The sequence below is a fragment of the Bradyrhizobium sp. IC3195 genome (assembly GCF_020193585.1).
Taxonomy (GTDB): domain Bacteria; phylum Pseudomonadota; class Alphaproteobacteria; order Rhizobiales; family Xanthobacteraceae; genus Bradyrhizobium; species Bradyrhizobium yuanmingense.
Genome location: NZ_JADYVG010000002.1, coordinates 62,860 through 77,935, shown reverse-complemented (window position 1 = coordinate 77,935; position 15,076 = coordinate 62,860). Strand labels below are relative to the sequence as shown.

At 63.6% G+C, this 15,076-nt stretch carries 12 protein-coding genes; 4 read left to right on the top strand and 8 right to left on the bottom strand.

The genetic code is table 11. The features are described from left to right. The first annotated feature begins 76 nt into the window (after window positions 1–76). Window positions 77–1,315 carry an MFS transporter gene (locus tag I6F09_RS03975; protein ID WP_036015149.1) on the top strand — a complete coding sequence of 413 codons (1,239 nt, stop codon included), beginning with the start codon at window positions 77–79 and terminating at the stop codon, window positions 1,313–1,315. Between the two features lie 435 nt (window positions 1,316–1,750). Further along, window positions 1,751–5,143 (top strand): adenylate/guanylate cyclase domain-containing protein, encoded by a 3,393-nt coding sequence (locus I6F09_RS03970; RefSeq protein ID WP_225113847.1) that lies wholly within the window; start codon window positions 1,751–1,753, stop codon window positions 5,141–5,143. Between the two features lie 240 nt (window positions 5,144–5,383). Here the strand turns inward: I6F09_RS03970 and I6F09_RS03965 are convergent, their stop codons facing one another. Then, on the bottom strand, window positions 5,384–6,292 hold the full coding sequence (locus I6F09_RS03965) for a LysR substrate-binding domain-containing protein (RefSeq protein ID WP_057029787.1): 909 nt from the start codon (window positions 6,290–6,292) through the stop codon (window positions 5,384–5,386). Window positions 6,293–6,399: 107 nt separating this feature from the next. Here I6F09_RS03965 and I6F09_RS03960 point away from each other — a divergent pair, with 107 nt between their 5' ends. Next, window positions 6,400–7,773 carry an FAD-binding oxidoreductase gene (locus I6F09_RS03960; RefSeq protein WP_225125077.1) on the top strand — a complete coding sequence of 458 codons (1,374 nt, stop codon included), beginning with the start codon at window positions 6,400–6,402 and terminating at the stop codon, window positions 7,771–7,773. Window positions 7,774–7,878: 105 nt separating this feature from the next. After that, complete coding sequence (locus I6F09_RS03955; protein ID WP_036015145.1) at window positions 7,879–8,778, top strand: GNAT family N-acetyltransferase; 900 nt, start codon at window positions 7,879–7,881, stop codon at window positions 8,776–8,778. A 96-nt stretch (window positions 8,779–8,874) separates the two neighbouring features. Here I6F09_RS03955 and I6F09_RS03950 read toward each other — a convergent pair whose 3' ends face one another. The 7 genes from I6F09_RS03950 to rnr all read right to left on the bottom strand — a co-directional run bounded on the left by I6F09_RS03950 (window position 8,875) and on the right by rnr (window position 15,074). Next, window positions 8,875–9,129, bottom strand: coding sequence for a DUF3551 domain-containing protein (locus I6F09_RS03950; protein ID WP_225157015.1), 255 nt, complete (start codon window positions 9,127–9,129; stop codon window positions 8,875–8,877). Window positions 9,130–9,134: 5 nt separating this feature from the next. Further along, window positions 9,135–9,365 carry a DUF3551 domain-containing protein gene (locus I6F09_RS03945; protein WP_074448008.1) on the bottom strand — a complete coding sequence of 77 codons (231 nt, stop codon included), beginning with the start codon at window positions 9,363–9,365 and terminating at the stop codon, window positions 9,135–9,137. A 278-nt stretch (window positions 9,366–9,643) separates the two neighbouring features. Beyond that, window positions 9,644–9,811: a 50S ribosomal protein L33 gene (rpmG, locus tag I6F09_RS03940; protein ID WP_007603295.1), complete on the bottom strand. Its 168-nt coding sequence runs from the start codon at window positions 9,809–9,811 to the stop codon at window positions 9,644–9,646. 125 nt (window positions 9,812–9,936) lie between these two features. Next, window positions 9,937–11,262: an LLM class flavin-dependent oxidoreductase gene (locus tag I6F09_RS03935; RefSeq protein ID WP_225125079.1), complete on the bottom strand. Its 1,326-nt coding sequence runs from the start codon at window positions 11,260–11,262 to the stop codon at window positions 9,937–9,939. Between the two features lie 247 nt (window positions 11,263–11,509). Then, window positions 11,510–12,262 (bottom strand): NUDIX domain-containing protein, encoded by a 753-nt coding sequence (locus I6F09_RS03930; protein ID WP_036015119.1) that lies wholly within the window; start codon window positions 12,260–12,262, stop codon window positions 11,510–11,512. A 29-nt stretch (window positions 12,263–12,291) separates the two neighbouring features. Then, window positions 12,292–12,732: a DUF983 domain-containing protein gene (locus I6F09_RS03925; protein WP_225187499.1), complete on the bottom strand. Its 441-nt coding sequence runs from the start codon at window positions 12,730–12,732 to the stop codon at window positions 12,292–12,294. Further along, window positions 12,726–15,074: a ribonuclease R gene (rnr, locus tag I6F09_RS03920; RefSeq protein ID WP_225187498.1), complete on the bottom strand. Its 2,349-nt coding sequence runs from the start codon at window positions 15,072–15,074 to the stop codon at window positions 12,726–12,728. The genes I6F09_RS03925 and rnr overlap by 7 nt, the downstream gene beginning before the upstream one ends. Between the last annotated feature and the right edge of the window lie 2 nt (window positions 15,075–15,076).

Sequence of the window (15,076 nt, the reverse complement as noted above, 5' to 3'; positions counted from 1 at the left end):
CACAGGTCTGTGTACCCAAAAACATCGGCAAAAGCAGACGACGGCACGCGTGCCGCGCCCAAAAGGGAGAAGAAAAATGCCCCTGCTGCAGGTTCTGCGTCCCACCTTGCCGATCCTGATCGGCGCCTCGATCATGCTGACCTTGAGCATGGGGCTGCGGCAGTCGCTCGGTATCTTCATGCAGCCGCTGACGCACGACATCCACATTTCGATCTCGGATTTCACGCTTGCACTGGCCGTGCAAAACCTCGCCTGGGGCTTCCTGCAGCCGCCCGCCGGTGCACTCACCGTGCGCTACGGCTTCCGCCCGATCATGATCGCCGGCGCGCTGATGTACATCGCGGGCCTCGCGCTGATGGCGACGGCGAATGGGCTTCTCAGCATCATGATCGGCGCCGGCGTGCTGATCGGGACCTCGCTCGCCTGCACCGCGGCGGCGATCGCGATGTCGGTGGCGGCACGTGCGGTGCCGGAGACGGTGCGCTCGACCGTGCTCGGCATCGTCTCCGGCGCGGGCTCGCTCGGCGCGCTACTTTCGGCGCCGATCGGACAGATGCTCAACGAGGGCTTTGGCTGGCGCGTCGGGCTCGCGGGCTTCGTCATCATGTCGGTGCTGATGATCCCTGCGGCCTGGTATGCCGGGCGCGTCGACAAGATTCCGTTGCCGAAGCCGGCGGCCGACGAGATCGATGATGCCACGGCTGCAGCCGCGGCGAGGACCGCGTTCGGCAATGCCTCCTTCGTGGTGATGACCTGCGCCTATCTCGTCTGCGGCATGCAGCTCGTGTTCCTCACCACGCACCTGCCGTCATATCTCGCGATCTGCGGCCTCGATCCGATGCTGAGCGCGCAGACGCTCGGCATGATCGGCGGCTTCAACGTGCTGGGCTCGCTGTTCTTCGGCTGGGCCGGCCAACGCTGGAACAAGCTGGCGCTCTTGGGCGGGATCTACATCCTGCGCTCGCTCGCACTCGCCTGGTACTTCATGCTGCCGGCAAGCCCGTTCTCGACGCTGCTGTTCGGCGCGATCATGGGCTTTCTGTGGATGGGCGTCGGCCCGCTGGTCGCGGGCGCGGTCGCCGAGATGTTCGGCCTGCGCTGGCAGGCGATGATCCAGGGCCTCGCCTTCATGAGCCACCAGATCGGCAGCTTCCTCGGCGCTTACGGAGGCGGGCTGCTCTACGACGCGCTCGGCTCCTACACCATGGCCTGGCGCATCGGCGTCGCGCTCGGCCTTGCCGGCGGGATCGTGCAGGTCGCGTTCGCGCTTGTCAGGCCGTCGCAGCCGCCCACGCCAGTGCTGCGGACAGCGTAGGGCGGGGCGGGTGGTCGTTTTCCTTGGCCTTGCACCGCTGCCGTTCTCACAAATTTGCATTTGCCTCAAAGCGCTCGGTTGCTGACGTGCGAGAGAACTTTTCGTCGACTCGGCAGGCGGTCGTTCATGGGCTTGCCAATTTCGCGTTTGGGTCGTGTCAGGCTGTGGTCAGCCTTCTCAGATTGAAAATGGGCTTGAGTTGCAGAGTGTTAGCCAGTTCATAATCCTAATCGCGCCGGCCAGCTTAAGCTTTCGAGACAACCGCTCGGGAGGCAACGATGACGCCCGGCTGGCTCATTTTCCCTGCGACTATCGCCTGTGTCTACTTCCTGGTCATTGTGAGTTTGATCATGCTTGGCGCTTGGTAGGCGGCTGAGGGAAGAGAATCTTGAAAGAGCGCGCTTTCAAGATTCGCCCATAGACCGACGCGAACTCATGTCGGTCGGAATTCGATCGGGTGCGGCCATGGATTGCGCGAATTGCGGCAGAGTCAACCCGGAGGGAACGAAGGTCTGCGGCGATTGCGGCGCGCCGCTGTTCTTTCGCTGCCCTGCGTGCGGGGGCGACAATCCGACAGGCAAGAACTTCTGTGGCGACTGCGGTGCCGCGCTCACGCCGACCGTACCGCCGCAAATGACGAGAGGGGCCGGCGCAGCGACGTCCATCGTGCCACCGGTCACGGAGCGCGCAGGCTTGTTGGCCGCACCAAGTTCTTCCGCCGAGCGTCGTCAGCTCACAGTGATGTTCTGCGATCTCGTCGGCTCGACGGCACTTGCGACAAAGCTCGATCCGGAAGATCTACGGGACATAATTGCTGAGTACCGCGATAGCGTAGCGGCGGTCGTCCGCAAATACGGTGGCACCGTCAGCCGTTACATCGGCGATGGCATGCTCATACTATTCGGTCATCCTTCAGCGCATGAGGACGATGCCGAACGCGCAGTGCGCGCTGCGCTTGAGATCGCCGCGACCAGGCACGCGCCGGGAGCCCCAGCCGAGTTCGAGCTGCGGGTTCGTCTTGGGCTCGCGACTGGCCTCGTCGTCGTAGGTGACCTTATCGGCAGCGAAGCGGCGGAGGCGCAGGCCGTGCTTGGCGAGACGCCGAACCTTGCCGCTCGACTGCAAGCGCTCGCCGAACCGGATGGGGTAGTCATCCCTGAGGACACGCGGCGGCTCATCGGCGGGCTCTTTGACTACGAGAATCTCGGCGCCGTGACGCTGAAGGGCTTCGCCGCACCGGTGCAAGCCTGGCGGGTGCTTCGTGAGGGAACAGCGGAGAGCCGGTTCGAGGCGTTGCACCCTTCGGTCCTCGCCCCGCTGGTTGGGCGTGAGGAAGACCTCGCGCGGTTGGAGCGGAGCTGGCGCCATGCGCGGGCGGGTACCGGTCAAGTCATGCTGCTTGTCGGCGAGGCGGGGATCGGCAAGTCGCGCCTCGTTGCGGCTCTTCAGGAGCGTATCGAGCGAGAGCCGCACACCTGCTTGCGCTACTTCTGCTCGCCTCATCATCAGGAAAGCGCGCTTTACCCCTTCATCGCACAACTCCAGCGAGCGGCTGGCTTCGATCGTGAGGACACACCGACGACCAAGCTCGACAAACTTCGAGCGCTCCTGTCGCCTGCATTGTCGCCCAACGAGGACGCGGCGATCCTGGCCGAGTTTCTGTCGATCCCCAACGATAATCTATACTTACCGGTTACGAGTACGCCGCAACAAAAGAAGGAGAGAAGCTTCGCCGCTCTGGTTCGCCAGCTTGAAGCTCTCGCGCAAAGACGTCCAATCATGATCGTGTTCGAGGACATGCAATGGATAGATCCAAGCTCGCGCGAGCTGCTGGACCGAACCGTCGATCGCGTAGCAAGCCTGCCGGTTTTGGTCTTGATCACCTACCGTCCCGAGTTCCAGTTAGTATGGACCGGAAAGCCGCATGTCAGCTTGCTCGTGCTGAACCGGCTCGACCAGAATGCGGGCGCTGCGCTCATCCGGAGCGTGGCAGGTGGCCAGACGCTGCCGACCGAAATCGTCAATGAAATTGCTGAACGTACGGATGGTGTGCCGCTGTTCGTTGAGGAGTTGACCAAAGCGGTGCTCGAAACAAGCCCCCAGAGTATCGCGCGAGCGATCTCCTTCGCGCCGCTGCCCGGACTTGCCGTACCGGCCACGCTACATGCTTCGTTGATGGCGCGGCTCGACCGGATTGGGCCGATCGCCAAGGAGGTGGCACAAATCGGCGCAGCTATTGGCCGCGAGTTCTCCTATGATCTGCTGGCCTCGGTCGCACAGCGGTGCGACAACGAGTTGCGGGCGGCGCTTGACCGGCTGATCAACACCGGCCTCGTGTTTGGGAGTGTCGAGCCGCCCGACGCCAATTTCTTGTTCAAACATGCACTGGTCCAGGATGCGGCATACGGCACAATGTTGCGCGGCCAACGCCGCGAGCTGCACGCTCGGATCGCTGGCGCACTCGAGGAGAGGCTCGCTAGAGGCATCCAAGAGCAGCCGGAAATCCTCGCCCACCACTGCGGACATGCGGGCTTGGCCGAAAAGGCGATTTCCTATTGGCAGGAGGCTGGTGAGCGTTCAAAGGCTCGATCGGCAATGACAGAAGCAATCGCGCAGATGCGAAAGGCGCTTGATTTGCTATCTCAACTGCCGGATGCTCCCGGGCGCCAGCGCACCGAAACTGAACTTCAACTCGCGCTCGGCGGTGCACTGATCGCCGCGAAGGGCCACGCGGCCGAAGAGACCGGCAGGGCCTACGCCCGGGCGCGTTGCCTCTGCGAGGCACTCAACGACACGCCGAATCTGCTCAAGGCACTCTGGGGCGAGTTCGTGCATTATCACGTCCGTGGTGAAACGGACCGATCGCATCGCATCGCCGAGAATCTGCTCGATTTGGCCGGGCGACAGAACGATGCGGCCATTCTTGTCGCCGGTCATCGGGCAGTCGGCGATAGCTGGCTTCATCGCGGACAATTGGCCTTGGCGCGCACCCATCTCGAGCGGGGGCTCGCCCTTTACGATCCGGCGCAGCAGCGCTCTCTGACGGCCCTGTTCGCAGAAAACGCCCGCGTGGCGATGCTTTCGTTCCTTTCGCTTACGTGTGGCCTTCTTGGCTTCGCCGATCAGGCGCGCGTGCAGAGCAGTGACGCTCTGGCAGAGGCCCGCGATTCGTCGCACCCGATCAGCCTCGCATTCGCGCTGAGCGTTGCCTGCCGGTTGCATTTCGTGCTCGAAGACGCGGGCATGGTTGGGCAACGGGCGGACGAGCTGGTTGCGCTCACCACCGAGCAGCGCTTTGCCTTCTTTCTCGCGATGGGGACGGCATATCGCGGCTGGACGCTGGCCGAAGCCGGCGACCCCGAGGCCGGGGTGGACTTACTGCGGCGCGGCATCGAGGGATTCCAGGCGTCCGGCGCAGCATGGACTCTTCCGTTCTACCTTGCGCAGCTCGCAGCAGCCGAGGCAAAGAGAGCACGATATGAAACGGGGCTCGGCCAACTCTCCGACGCCTTGGCACTAACCCAGAAATCGGGGGTGCGGTGGTTCGAGGCCGAGCTGCATCGGCGCCGAGGCGAGTTGATGCTAAGGGCTCGGCCAGGCGCGGAGGCCGATGCGGAGGCCGAGTTTCGCCACGCCATTGCGATTGCTCACCAGCAGGAGGCGAAACTCTGGGAACTTCGCTCCGCCGTCAGTCTCGCCCGGCTCTGGCGTGATCAGGACAGGGGTGATGAAGCACGCGGTCTTCTCGCGCCGGTCTACGGTTGGTTCAGCGAGGGCTTCGACGTTCGCGACTTGAAGGAAAGCAAGGCGCTGCTGGAAGAACTCTGAGTGTAACGTGGAGCTTGTCGTAAGCGCGCTCCATTGGAGCTCCGTAACGTTCTCGGGTTTCGCGACTCCGCTGCACCCTAAAGAAACGTAAGGGCAACGGTGACCTGCTCGGCGCCGTCAATTCTCGGGTCGGCCCCGTCGCTCCGGTTCGCAGCTGGAGTTGGTCCGCGCTGCTGGTCGCGCTTCGGGTTATTCGCATGACCTCTCCCGGCTTCGCACTTTGTGCTGACCCGGTCCGGATCAGGTACTCGACCGCAACCACTGCGAAAAGACCCGAATGGTCCGCGCGCGCGGGTGGCTTGGCCTGCTGACCACATAAAAGCTGTAGCCGGGTAGGTTCAACGAGAATGCCTTCACGAGCGTGCCGGCGGCGAGGTCGTGTGCCACGAGCACATCACTGAAGATCCCGACGCCCTGCCCACTGATCACCGCCTCGATGGCGTGCAGTTCTTCCCGGAAACTCAAGTGCTGCAGGTCCTTGTATTGGGGCACCTCGCGCCACCGGCGCTGGGCCAAACCGAGCCATCTCTGCCACGTCGGTGGCTCACGATCGGCCGGCGACCAATAGGAGTGGATCAGAACGTGCTTTGCGAGGTCGACTGGTCTCTTCAGCCGTCCGGTTGAAAGCAAATCCGGATTGCAGATCGGCCAGAACGTATCGCTAAAGAGTTCATCGACGATTCCGTCTGTCGGCGGTACGCGGCTGGTCGCATAACGGATGGCAACGTCACTGTCTCCGGCCTGCAGATCGAGCACCGTGTCAGTGCCGATCACTTCCAATGGCACGTCAGGATGCAACTTCCGCCACAGGGGCAGGCGGGGCACGAGCCAGCGGCTAGCGAAGGCGTTGGTCGTCGTAACCCGGAGCGGCTGCTCGTCACCTTCCTGCTTGAGGGACGCAATGGCAGCGGCAAACGCCTCGAGTCCGCCGCGAATGGCGGGAAACAGCCGCGCGCCGGCATCGGTCAACGAAAGAGGGCGTGGTCTGCGCCGGAATAGGGCGCGGCCGCAATACTGCTCGAGCAATCCGATCTGGTGGCTGATCGCGGTCGGCGTGACGCCGAGTTCTGCCGCGGCTTTCTTGAAGCTCAGATGACGCGCGGCAGCCTCAAAAGCGCGGAGCTCGATCAGGGGCGGCAGCTTGTGCATGCGGCGAGTGTAGGTGAAATCAGTTCATCGTCACCTGAATTCTTCGGATTTGCTCTGAGACAGCCCGCGATCGAGGATGTGGCGGGCCAAGCTAGGGAGCTCGTGTCATGTCCATCGCATCTGTTGCCAGCGCTGCCGCCGAACTTAGCGCCTCCTTCGGAGGAGAACTGCTCAAGCCAGCGGACGAGGGCTACGACGAGGCGCGCAAGGTTCACAATGGGCTGGTCGACAAACGGCCAGCATTGATTGCCAGATGTCGCAGTGCGGCTGATGTCGTGGATGCCGTGGCACTTGCGACCAAGCTCGGCCTCGAGGTCGCGGTTCGCGGCGGCGGCCACAATGTGGCCGGGCGCGCAACCATCGACGGCGGGATCATGATCGACCTCTCACCCATGAAGGGGGTCCGGGTCGACGCGATCGGCAAGACCGTATGGGCGCAGGGCGGGGTCACCTGGGGCGAGCTCAATCGAGAAACGCAGCTTCACGGACTTGCGGTGACCGGCGGCGTGGTCTCGACCACCGGCATCGCGGGCCTGACGCTCGGCGGAGGACTGGGCTGGCTGATGGGCAAGTACGGCCTCGCGTTGGATAATCTGCGGGCTGTCGAACTCGTCACCGCCGATGGCAAGGTTGTGCGGGCCAGCAAGCAAGAGCAGCCGGATCTATTTTGGGCCGTGCGCGGCGGCGGCGGAAACTTCGGGATTGCCACCAGTCTTGAATACGACCTCCATACGGTAGGGCCGATCATCACCGGCGGCCCGATCGTTCACCCTATCGAGCGTTCCCGCGACGTGCTGGAATTTTTCCGGACCAGCACGCGATCGCTCACGGACGAGCACATGCTGTTCGCATCCCTGACCCATGCGCCCGACGGGTCCGGCAGGGAGGTCGCGGCCCTGGTTACCAGCCACTGCGGTCCAGTCGCCGAGGCCGAACGAGCGATGCAGCCGCTGAAACAGTTCGGGCCTCCCATTCTGGATGCGGTCGGACCGATGACCTATTGCGAGCTCAACCGCATGCTCGACGCCAACTATCCGAAAGGCGCGTTCAACTATTGGAAGTCGAACTTCCTCACGGAGCTGAGCGATGGTGCGATCGCGACGATGATCGAATGCTTCGCCCGCTGCCCGACTCCGATGGGGCAGCTGCTGCTCGAGCACATCCACGGTGCCGCGGCCCGCGTGGGTGCCGGGGATACGGCATTTGTGCATCGGCAGGAGGGCTACAATTTCCTGATCCTCGCGCAATGGACGCAGACCAGCGATACCAGCCGCAGCATCTCGTGGGCACGCGCAACCTATGAAAGGATGCGGCCCTTCTTTGCCTCAGGACGCTATGTCAATTATCTCGACGACGATGAGACAGGCGATCCGGTTGCCGCTGCTTATGGGCGGAACTACAGGCGCCTGCAGCAGATCAAAGCGAAATACGACCCTACGAACTTCTTCCGGATGAACCAGAACATCCGGCCGCTCGCCTGATTGCCGGCTGACGATTTCTCGCTCTCATCAAGATGTGAGTAGAAACTAAGCCGCGACCCGATGCATCGTGGGCGGGGCGAGCTGACGCCCGGGAGGGACTAGAGAATGGCGGTCGTGTGCAGGCCCGCTCGCATCGACGACTTGAAGCAGGCCGATGACATCGTGGTCGCCAGCATCAATGAGCTAACCGAACGGCGGGGGTTCGGGAAGATGGCATCCTCTCGTCCGCCGAATTTTCAGGCCTTCTCGCTCGCGGATGATCCCGAGGGCTTATGGGTGGCCGATGACGACGGAGAAATAGTCGGCTTCGCGTGGAGTTGGGTCTGTGGCGAGCTTTGGTTCCTGGCCCAATTGTTCGTCGCGCCTGATCGTCAGAGCGACGGCATCGGCAATCAACTCATCAACAAGGCATTCGCGCATGCAGAAATGCGCGGAGCACCCATCAAGGCACTGATCACCTTCACGTTCAACAACGTATCTCAAGGCCTCTACATCCGCCACGGACTGTTCCCGCGCTTTCCGATCTACATGGTCAGCGTCCCTCGTGACCGCCTGGCGCCACGGTTGGCTGCGCCGCGGCTCCGTCTTGAATCTCTCACGGCCGACGCGATCCCATACGACAGGCTGGCGCAGATCGATGTCAGCGCAGTCGGCGTTTCCAGGGAGAAGCATCATCGATTTCTCCTTGGCGACAGCACGACGCGCGGATTCACCATCCACGCCGGCAATGAGTGCGTCGGGTACGTCTACATTTCGGGTGGACACATTGGTCCGCTTGCAGTCCACAGGCCAGATCTGGTTGAGTCCGCTTTCGCCGCTGCGTTGTCGTTCGCGGCACAGAGCGATTGTCCGGCCATTTCGGCTTTTGTGCCGGGCGCGAGCGAGCCGGCGCTCAAGGCGGCAATCGACCACGGGATGCGGCTGACGTTCCCGATGCTGCTGATGTCAAATCGACCATTCGGAGATTGGGGTAGCTATTTCCCGCGCAATCCGGGTTTCATGTAGGGGATTCAACCGAGAAGGTCGACGTTGCGGGGCAGGCCGGACGGCACGGAATGATGGCTGGATCGGCGCTCGTCACGGGCCGATCATGCTCTAGCCCTACCGGGGACGCGCGCTGCGGCCTGGAGGGGACGCCCGCTGCACATATGGGTTTTCCAGGCACATCGCCGAACGGCCCGCCGCGCTGGCTCTGCATTCGTCAAATGAACGATACTGGCAAGAGATGTAGGTGCCGCCGCCCCATTCCCACTCCTGCAGACATACCGGAAAATTGCCGCCGAACCGCTGCGCTGCCGCTGGACCGGGCGCGGACATGGTGATCAGGACGAAGAGCAGACAGGCAAGCGCGCGCATCATGATCAGCGCGGCCGCTGCGGAGCGTGCTGCTTGAACCTCACGCGCGGGTTCACATCGCAATAGGTGTTCGATCGCCCGGATGCCGAGGCCAGGCACTGTTCCCGCGTCGAATACATGCAGTCTCCGGAAGCGCCGAGCCCTCCGCCAAATACGCACCAGGGATAGTCATACTGAGCGTTTGCTGCGGAAGAAAATCCGATGACCATAACGACAATGAGCAGAGCGATGCGCATGCGATTCTCCCATCAAGTCAGTTGAGCGGCAACGCAAGAGGTTCGCTCCGAAAGATAGCCGCTTGACGATGCTGGCTCAACAACCACGACTCAAGCGAGTTCCTCTCGTCACGCCGGAGTGTCCCAGTGTGATCTCGCAGAGCCGGTCCGGATTTGCTTCGCTGCGCTAAGCAGCGCAGCGCTGGGTAGCAGGGTACATGAGCAGGGACACGCGAGCCGAAACGACAACGGGGCCCGCAAGGGCCCCGCAAAAATCCTTAGCGCGCTACGCCGCGATCTTACTTGATCTTGGCTTCGCGGAATTCGACGTGCTTGCGCGCGACCGGGTCGTACTTCTTCTTGACCAGCTTGTCGGTCATGGTGCGCGAATTCTTCTTGGCAACGTAGTAGAAGCCGGTGTCGGCGGAGGACACGAGCTTGACCTTGATGGTGACCGCTTTGGCCATGTTCTGAACCTCAGAATATCAGGGGAATCTGGAGCCGGCCAAACGGCCCGCGTTGGCCGGCAACCTAGTCAGAAACGGCGGGAAGTCAAGGTTTCAGGCGGCGGAAACCGCTCAAATCGGGCCCATTAGGCCTCAAAGAACCGGTTTTTCGGCCGCGGCAGGCCCAGATTCTCCCTCAAAGTGGGCCCTTCGTACTCTTTGCGGAAAATCCCGCGCTTCTGCAGCTCCGGGACCACCTTGTCGACGAAATCGTCGAGGCCGGCAGGCAGGAACGGGAACATGATGTTGAAGCCGTCGGAGCCGCGACCGACCAGCCATTCCTCCATCTGGTCGGCGATGGTCTTGGCGGTGCCGACGAAGGACAGGCCGCCATAGCCGCCGACGCGCTGGGCGAGCTGGCGCACGGTGAGCTTCTCGCGGGCGGCGAGATCGACCAGGCGCTGCCGGCCGCTCTTGCTGGCATTGGTCTCGGGAATCTCGGGAAGCGGCCCATCGGGATCGAAGCCGGAGGCATCGGTGCCCAGGATGACGGAGAGCGAGGCAATGGCGCTGTCGTAGTGCACGCGGCTGTCGAGCAAAGCGCGCTTCTCCTTGGCCTCATCGACACTGTCGCCCACAACGACGAAGGCACCGGGGAGGATCTTCAGGTGCTCGGGGTCACGGCCGATCTTCTCCATGCGGCCTTTGATGTCGGCATAGAGTTTCTGGCCGTCGGCGAGGCTGCCGCCGCCGGTGAACACCGCTTCCGCGGTCTCGGCGGCGAGCTGCTTGCCGTCGTCGGAGGCGCCGGCCTGCACGATCAGGGGCCAGCCTTGCACGGGGCGGGCGATATTGAGGGGGCCGCGCACTTTGAAGTATTTGCCCTTGTGGTCGAGGGTGTGCATCCTGGCGGGATCGAAGAACAGCCCGCTCTCGACGTCGCGTACGAAGGCATCGTCGGCGAAGGAGTCCCACAGGCCGGTAACGACGTCGTAGAACTCGCGAGCGCGCTTGTAGCGCTCGGCGTGCTCCATGTGATCGTCGAGGCCGAAATTCAGCGCCGCGTCCGGGTTCGAGGTGGTGACGATGTTCCAGCCGGCGCGGCCGCCGCTGAGATGGTCGAGCGAGGCGAAGCGGCGCGCGACGTGATAGGGCTCGTCGAACGTGGTCGAGCCGGTCGCGATCAGGCCGATGCGCTCGGTCACGGCTGACAAAGCCGACAGCAGGGTGAACGGCTCGAACGAGGTCACGGTGTGGCTGCGCTTGAGCGCGTTGATCGGCATGTTCAGGACGGCGAGGTGATCGGCCATGAAGAAGGCGTCAAACTTGCCGGCCTCGAGCTTTCGGATCAGCGTCTTGATATGGCCGAAATTGAAATTCGCGTGGGGCCAAGCCCCGGGATAGCGCCAGGCGCCGGTGTGGATGCTGATCGGGCGCATGAACGCGCCAAGCTTGAGTTGCCTTTGTGCCATCGCCCGGTGTCCTTCTTGGTGACGCTGGGGAATGACATAGGCATGAAGGGGAACTCCGCCATCGGGGGCGGCGGGAAGAATTTTTTGTTTTTCGTAGCTCTCTCAGCACGTCATTCCGGGGCGACGCGGAGCGGCGAGCCCGGAATCCATAACCACCATCCGGAGTATGGATTCCGGGCTCGCGCCAAGAGGCGCACCCCGGAATGACGGAGGATAGACTTGATCGAACTACGCCCCAGCGCGCCAACTAGCTCAAGACGTCTTTCTGCATCTTGCCGGCGTAGAAGTGGAAGAACGGCACCGGCGCGTCGTGGCGGAGCGGACCGGTGGCAAGGCGGGTGTCGAGCTCGTTGAGCACGTTGCGCGTCATCGGATGCAGATCGGCGAGCGGTTTTGAGCCGAGCTCGACCCAGACCAATTCGACCAGCTCCGCATCGGCATGGATCACGCCTTCGACGCGGTGGGTGATCGCGGAGGCATCGGCGGTGAAGAAACGCGTGTCGAAGCGCTTGACGCGGCCGGGCGGGGTGATCGCGCGCGCGATCAGGAACAGGCTGGAGGGATCAGGCAGCAGGCCCGCATCCGCGAACGGCTGCCAGGGACCTTCGAGCTTCGGCACTTTGCCTTCGGCCTTGCGGCCGAGGCAGAGGCCGGTCTCCTCGCAGGCTTCGCGGATGGCGGCAATGGCGAGCGATTTCGCGCGCGAGGCCGGCGTCTTCGGGCTGCCCTTGGCGAGATTGGCTTCCAGTTCGGCGGTGATGGGCGCGGCGCAGGGCACGCGATAATCGGCCTTGTCGACGCGCCCGCCCGGGAAGACGAATTTTCCCGGCATGAACACCACCTTGTCGTGGCGCTTGCCGACCAGCACTTTCGGAATGGCGCCGCTGCGGTCGACCAGGATCAGCGTCGCCGCATCCTTCGGGCGGAAGTAAGGATGATGATCGGCTTCCTTCTCCTCGTGAACCCTGGTCTTCTCCTCGGCCTGCGAAATATCGGTCATGTCCTCACCCGAACTGTTCTTTTACGTGTTTACACAGGCGGAATACCATCGGGAGGGTTGTCGTCAAACCCGTGCATGCGCAGAGCCCATTGCAAGCCGACCACAGCTCCCTTCACGGGCTGCAGCAGCGCGAGCGAGGCGACGAAGGTGAAGGGCAGATAGGCTGCGAAGCTGAGCCAGACCGGCGTCGAATAATTGGTCTCGATCCAGAGGATGGCCGGCACCACGATGTGGCCGACGATGACGATGACGAGATAGGCAGGCAGATCGTCGGCGCGATGCGGGGTGAAGTCGAGGCCGCATTTGGCGCAATGGTCGGCGGTCTTCAGGAAGGCGCGGAACAGCTTGCCTTCGCCGCAGCGCGGGCAGCGGCCGCGGAAGCCGCGCTTCATTGCTGACCAGACGTCGCGCTTCTCGACGAGACCGTTCTCGTGCGTCCAGATCTTTGGTGCCGTGCTCATCGTCACCATGCCTTGCCCTTCTTGCCCTTACCCTTGTTCTTTCCTTTGGCCTTCCTTCCCTTGCCGGACTTTTTCTTCTCCGGCTTGCGTTTTCGCTCCGGGCTGCGTCCGGGCTGCGGCTTGGACGATTTGCGCTGCGGACGGAGCGGCCTGCGCTGGCGCGGGCCGCTGTCGGTCTCGGACGACAGCAGCTCGAAACGCAGCGCGCCCGCGATGGGAGCGGCCTCGATTAGGCGGACGTCGACGACGTCGCCGAGCTGGTACATGGTGCCGCTGCGCGTGCCGACGAGGGCATGGCGGCTTTCGTCATAGTTGAAATATTCCGTGCCGAGGGATCGGATCGGGATCAGCCCGTCAGCGCCGGTCTCGCTGAGCTTCACGAACAGGCCGGCGCGGGTGACGCCGGAGACGCGGCCCTGGAAGCTGGCGCCGATGCGGTCGGCGAGGTGATGGGCGATCAGGCGGTCGACGGTCTCGCGCTCCGCCTTCATGGCGCGCCGCTCGGTCAGCGAGATATGCGCGGCGACTTCGCTCAGGCTTTCCGGCGTCTCGCTGTCGGGCAGGGCGCCTTCGCCAAGGCCAAGCGCACGTACCAGCGCGCGGTGCACGACGAGGTCGGCATAGCGGCGGATCGGCGAGGTGAAATGCGCATAGCGGCGCAGGTTCAGGCCGAAGTGACCGTAATTCTCTGAGGAATATTCGGCCTGCGCCTGCGCGCGCAGCACGACCTCGCTCACCAGCGGGTAATAGTCGTGGCCTTCAAGCTGAGCCAGCACACGGTTGAACGTGGTCGGGCGGAGCGCGCCGGACTTGGCGAAGGGAACGTCCAGCGTCTCCAGGAATTCCGCGAGCGCGTGAACCTTCTCCAAGGTCGGCTCGTCGTGCACGCGGTAGATCAGCGGCAGAGATTTCTTCTCCAATGTCTCCGCTGCGGCGACGTTGGCGAGGATCATGAACTCCTCGATCAGCTTGTGCGCATCGAGACGCTCGGGGACCACGACGCGATCCACGGTGCCGTCGCTCTTCAGGAGGATCTTGCGCTCGGGCAGATCGAGATTGAGCGGATCACGCTCGTCACGCGCGCGCTTGGCGCAGGCATAGGCGGCATAGAGCGGCCTCAGGATCGGATCGAGCAGGGGGCCGGTGGTGTCATCAGGCCGGCCGTCGATCGCGGCCTGCGCTTGCGCGTAAGCGAGCTTGGCGGCCGACCGCATCAGGATGCGATGAAAACTGTGCGAGCGCTTGCGGCCGTCGGGGCCGAGCACCATGCGCACCGCCAGCGCGCCGCGCGGCTCGCCGGGCACCAGCGAGCAGAGATTGTTGGAGATGCGCTCGGGCAGCATCGGCACGACGCGGTCCGGGAAATAGACCGAGTTGCCGCGGTCGAGCGCGTCGCGGTCGAGCGCTGTGCCCGGCCGCACGTAGAAGCTGACATCGGCGATGGCGACGTTGACGATGAAGCCGCCCTTGTTGTTGGGATCCGGATCGGGCTCGGCATGCACCGCGTCGTCGTGATCCTTGGCGTCGGGCGGATCGATGGTGACGAGCGGGACGTCGCGCCAGTCCTCGCGGCCTTTCAGATTGGCCGGCTCCGCCGCTTCCGCCTCGCGCTCGGCGGCGGAGGAGAATTGCAAGGGGATGTCGTGGGCGTAGATCGCGATCAGGCTGATCGCCTTTTCCGACTTGACCGAGCCGAGCTTTTCTTTCACCCGGCCGGAGGCGAGGCCAAAGCCGCGGGTGCGGACGATGTCGACGCTGACGAGGTCGCCATCCTCAGCGCCGCCCGTATCGGTCCTCGCGATGTTCAGCTCGCGGTCGGCGAACTTCTTGTCGACGGGGACGAGCCGTCCGCCGCCCTCGGGCAGGCTGCGGAAGACGCCGAGGATGCGGCTCTTGGCCTTGTCGATGACCTTGATGATGCGGCCGCGATAGGCGGGACCTTCATCGTCATCGCTGCGCTCGACGCGCAGCAGCGCGCGGTCGCCGACGCCGGCGGCGGTGCCGGGCCTCGGCCGGCGCGGCATCTCGATGAGGATCTTTGGCGGCTCGCCGTTCTCGACCTCGTCCCATTCGGCGGGGGAGGCGATCAATTCGCCATCGGAGTCGCGGCCGGTGATGTCGGCGAGCAGCGTCGGCGGCAGCGCGTCCGGCTCGGAGACCTTGTGGCGCTTCTTCTTGATGGTGCCGTCGTCGGCGAGCTCGCGCAGCATGCGCCTGAGCTCGGCGCGATCGGCGTTCTTCAGGCCGAACTCGCGCGCGATGTCGCGAGTCCCGACCTTTCCTGGATTTGCCTTGATGAAGGCGACGATGGCTTGCCTGTCGGGAAAGCCACGGTCTTTCTTTGGTTTCACTT

Excerpts from the sequence above, each read along its gene's own strand:
- I6F09_RS03975 (WP_036015149.1), top strand. The coding sequence starts at position 77 with ATGCCCCTGCTGCAGGTTCTGCGTCCCACCTTGCCGATCCTGATCGGC.
- I6F09_RS03970 (WP_225113847.1), top strand. The coding sequence starts at position 1,751 with ATGTCGGTCGGAATTCGATCGGGTGCGGCCATGGATTGCGCGAATTGC.
- I6F09_RS03965 (WP_057029787.1), bottom strand. The coding sequence starts at position 6,292 with ATGCACAAGCTGCCGCCCCTGATCGAGCTCCGCGCTTTTGAGGCTGCC.
- I6F09_RS03960 (WP_225125077.1), top strand. The coding sequence starts at position 6,400 with ATGTCCATCGCATCTGTTGCCAGCGCTGCCGCCGAACTTAGCGCCTCC.
- I6F09_RS03955 (WP_036015145.1), top strand. The coding sequence starts at position 7,879 with ATGGCGGTCGTGTGCAGGCCCGCTCGCATCGACGACTTGAAGCAGGCC.
- I6F09_RS03950 (WP_225157015.1), bottom strand. The coding sequence starts at position 9,129 with ATGCGCGCGCTTGCCTGTCTGCTCTTCGTCCTGATCACCATGTCCGCG.
- I6F09_RS03945 (WP_074448008.1), bottom strand. The coding sequence starts at position 9,365 with ATGCGCATCGCTCTGCTCATTGTCGTTATGGTCATCGGATTTTCTTCC.
- rpmG (WP_007603295.1), bottom strand. The coding sequence starts at position 9,811 with ATGGCCAAAGCGGTCACCATCAAGGTCAAGCTCGTGTCCTCCGCCGAC.
- I6F09_RS03935 (WP_225125079.1), bottom strand. The coding sequence starts at position 11,262 with ATGGCACAAAGGCAACTCAAGCTTGGCGCGTTCATGCGCCCGATCAGC.
- I6F09_RS03930 (WP_036015119.1), bottom strand. The coding sequence starts at position 12,262 with ATGACCGATATTTCGCAGGCCGAGGAGAAGACCAGGGTTCACGAGGAG.
- I6F09_RS03925 (WP_225187499.1), bottom strand. The coding sequence starts at position 12,732 with ATGGTGACGATGAGCACGGCACCAAAGATCTGGACGCACGAGAACGGT.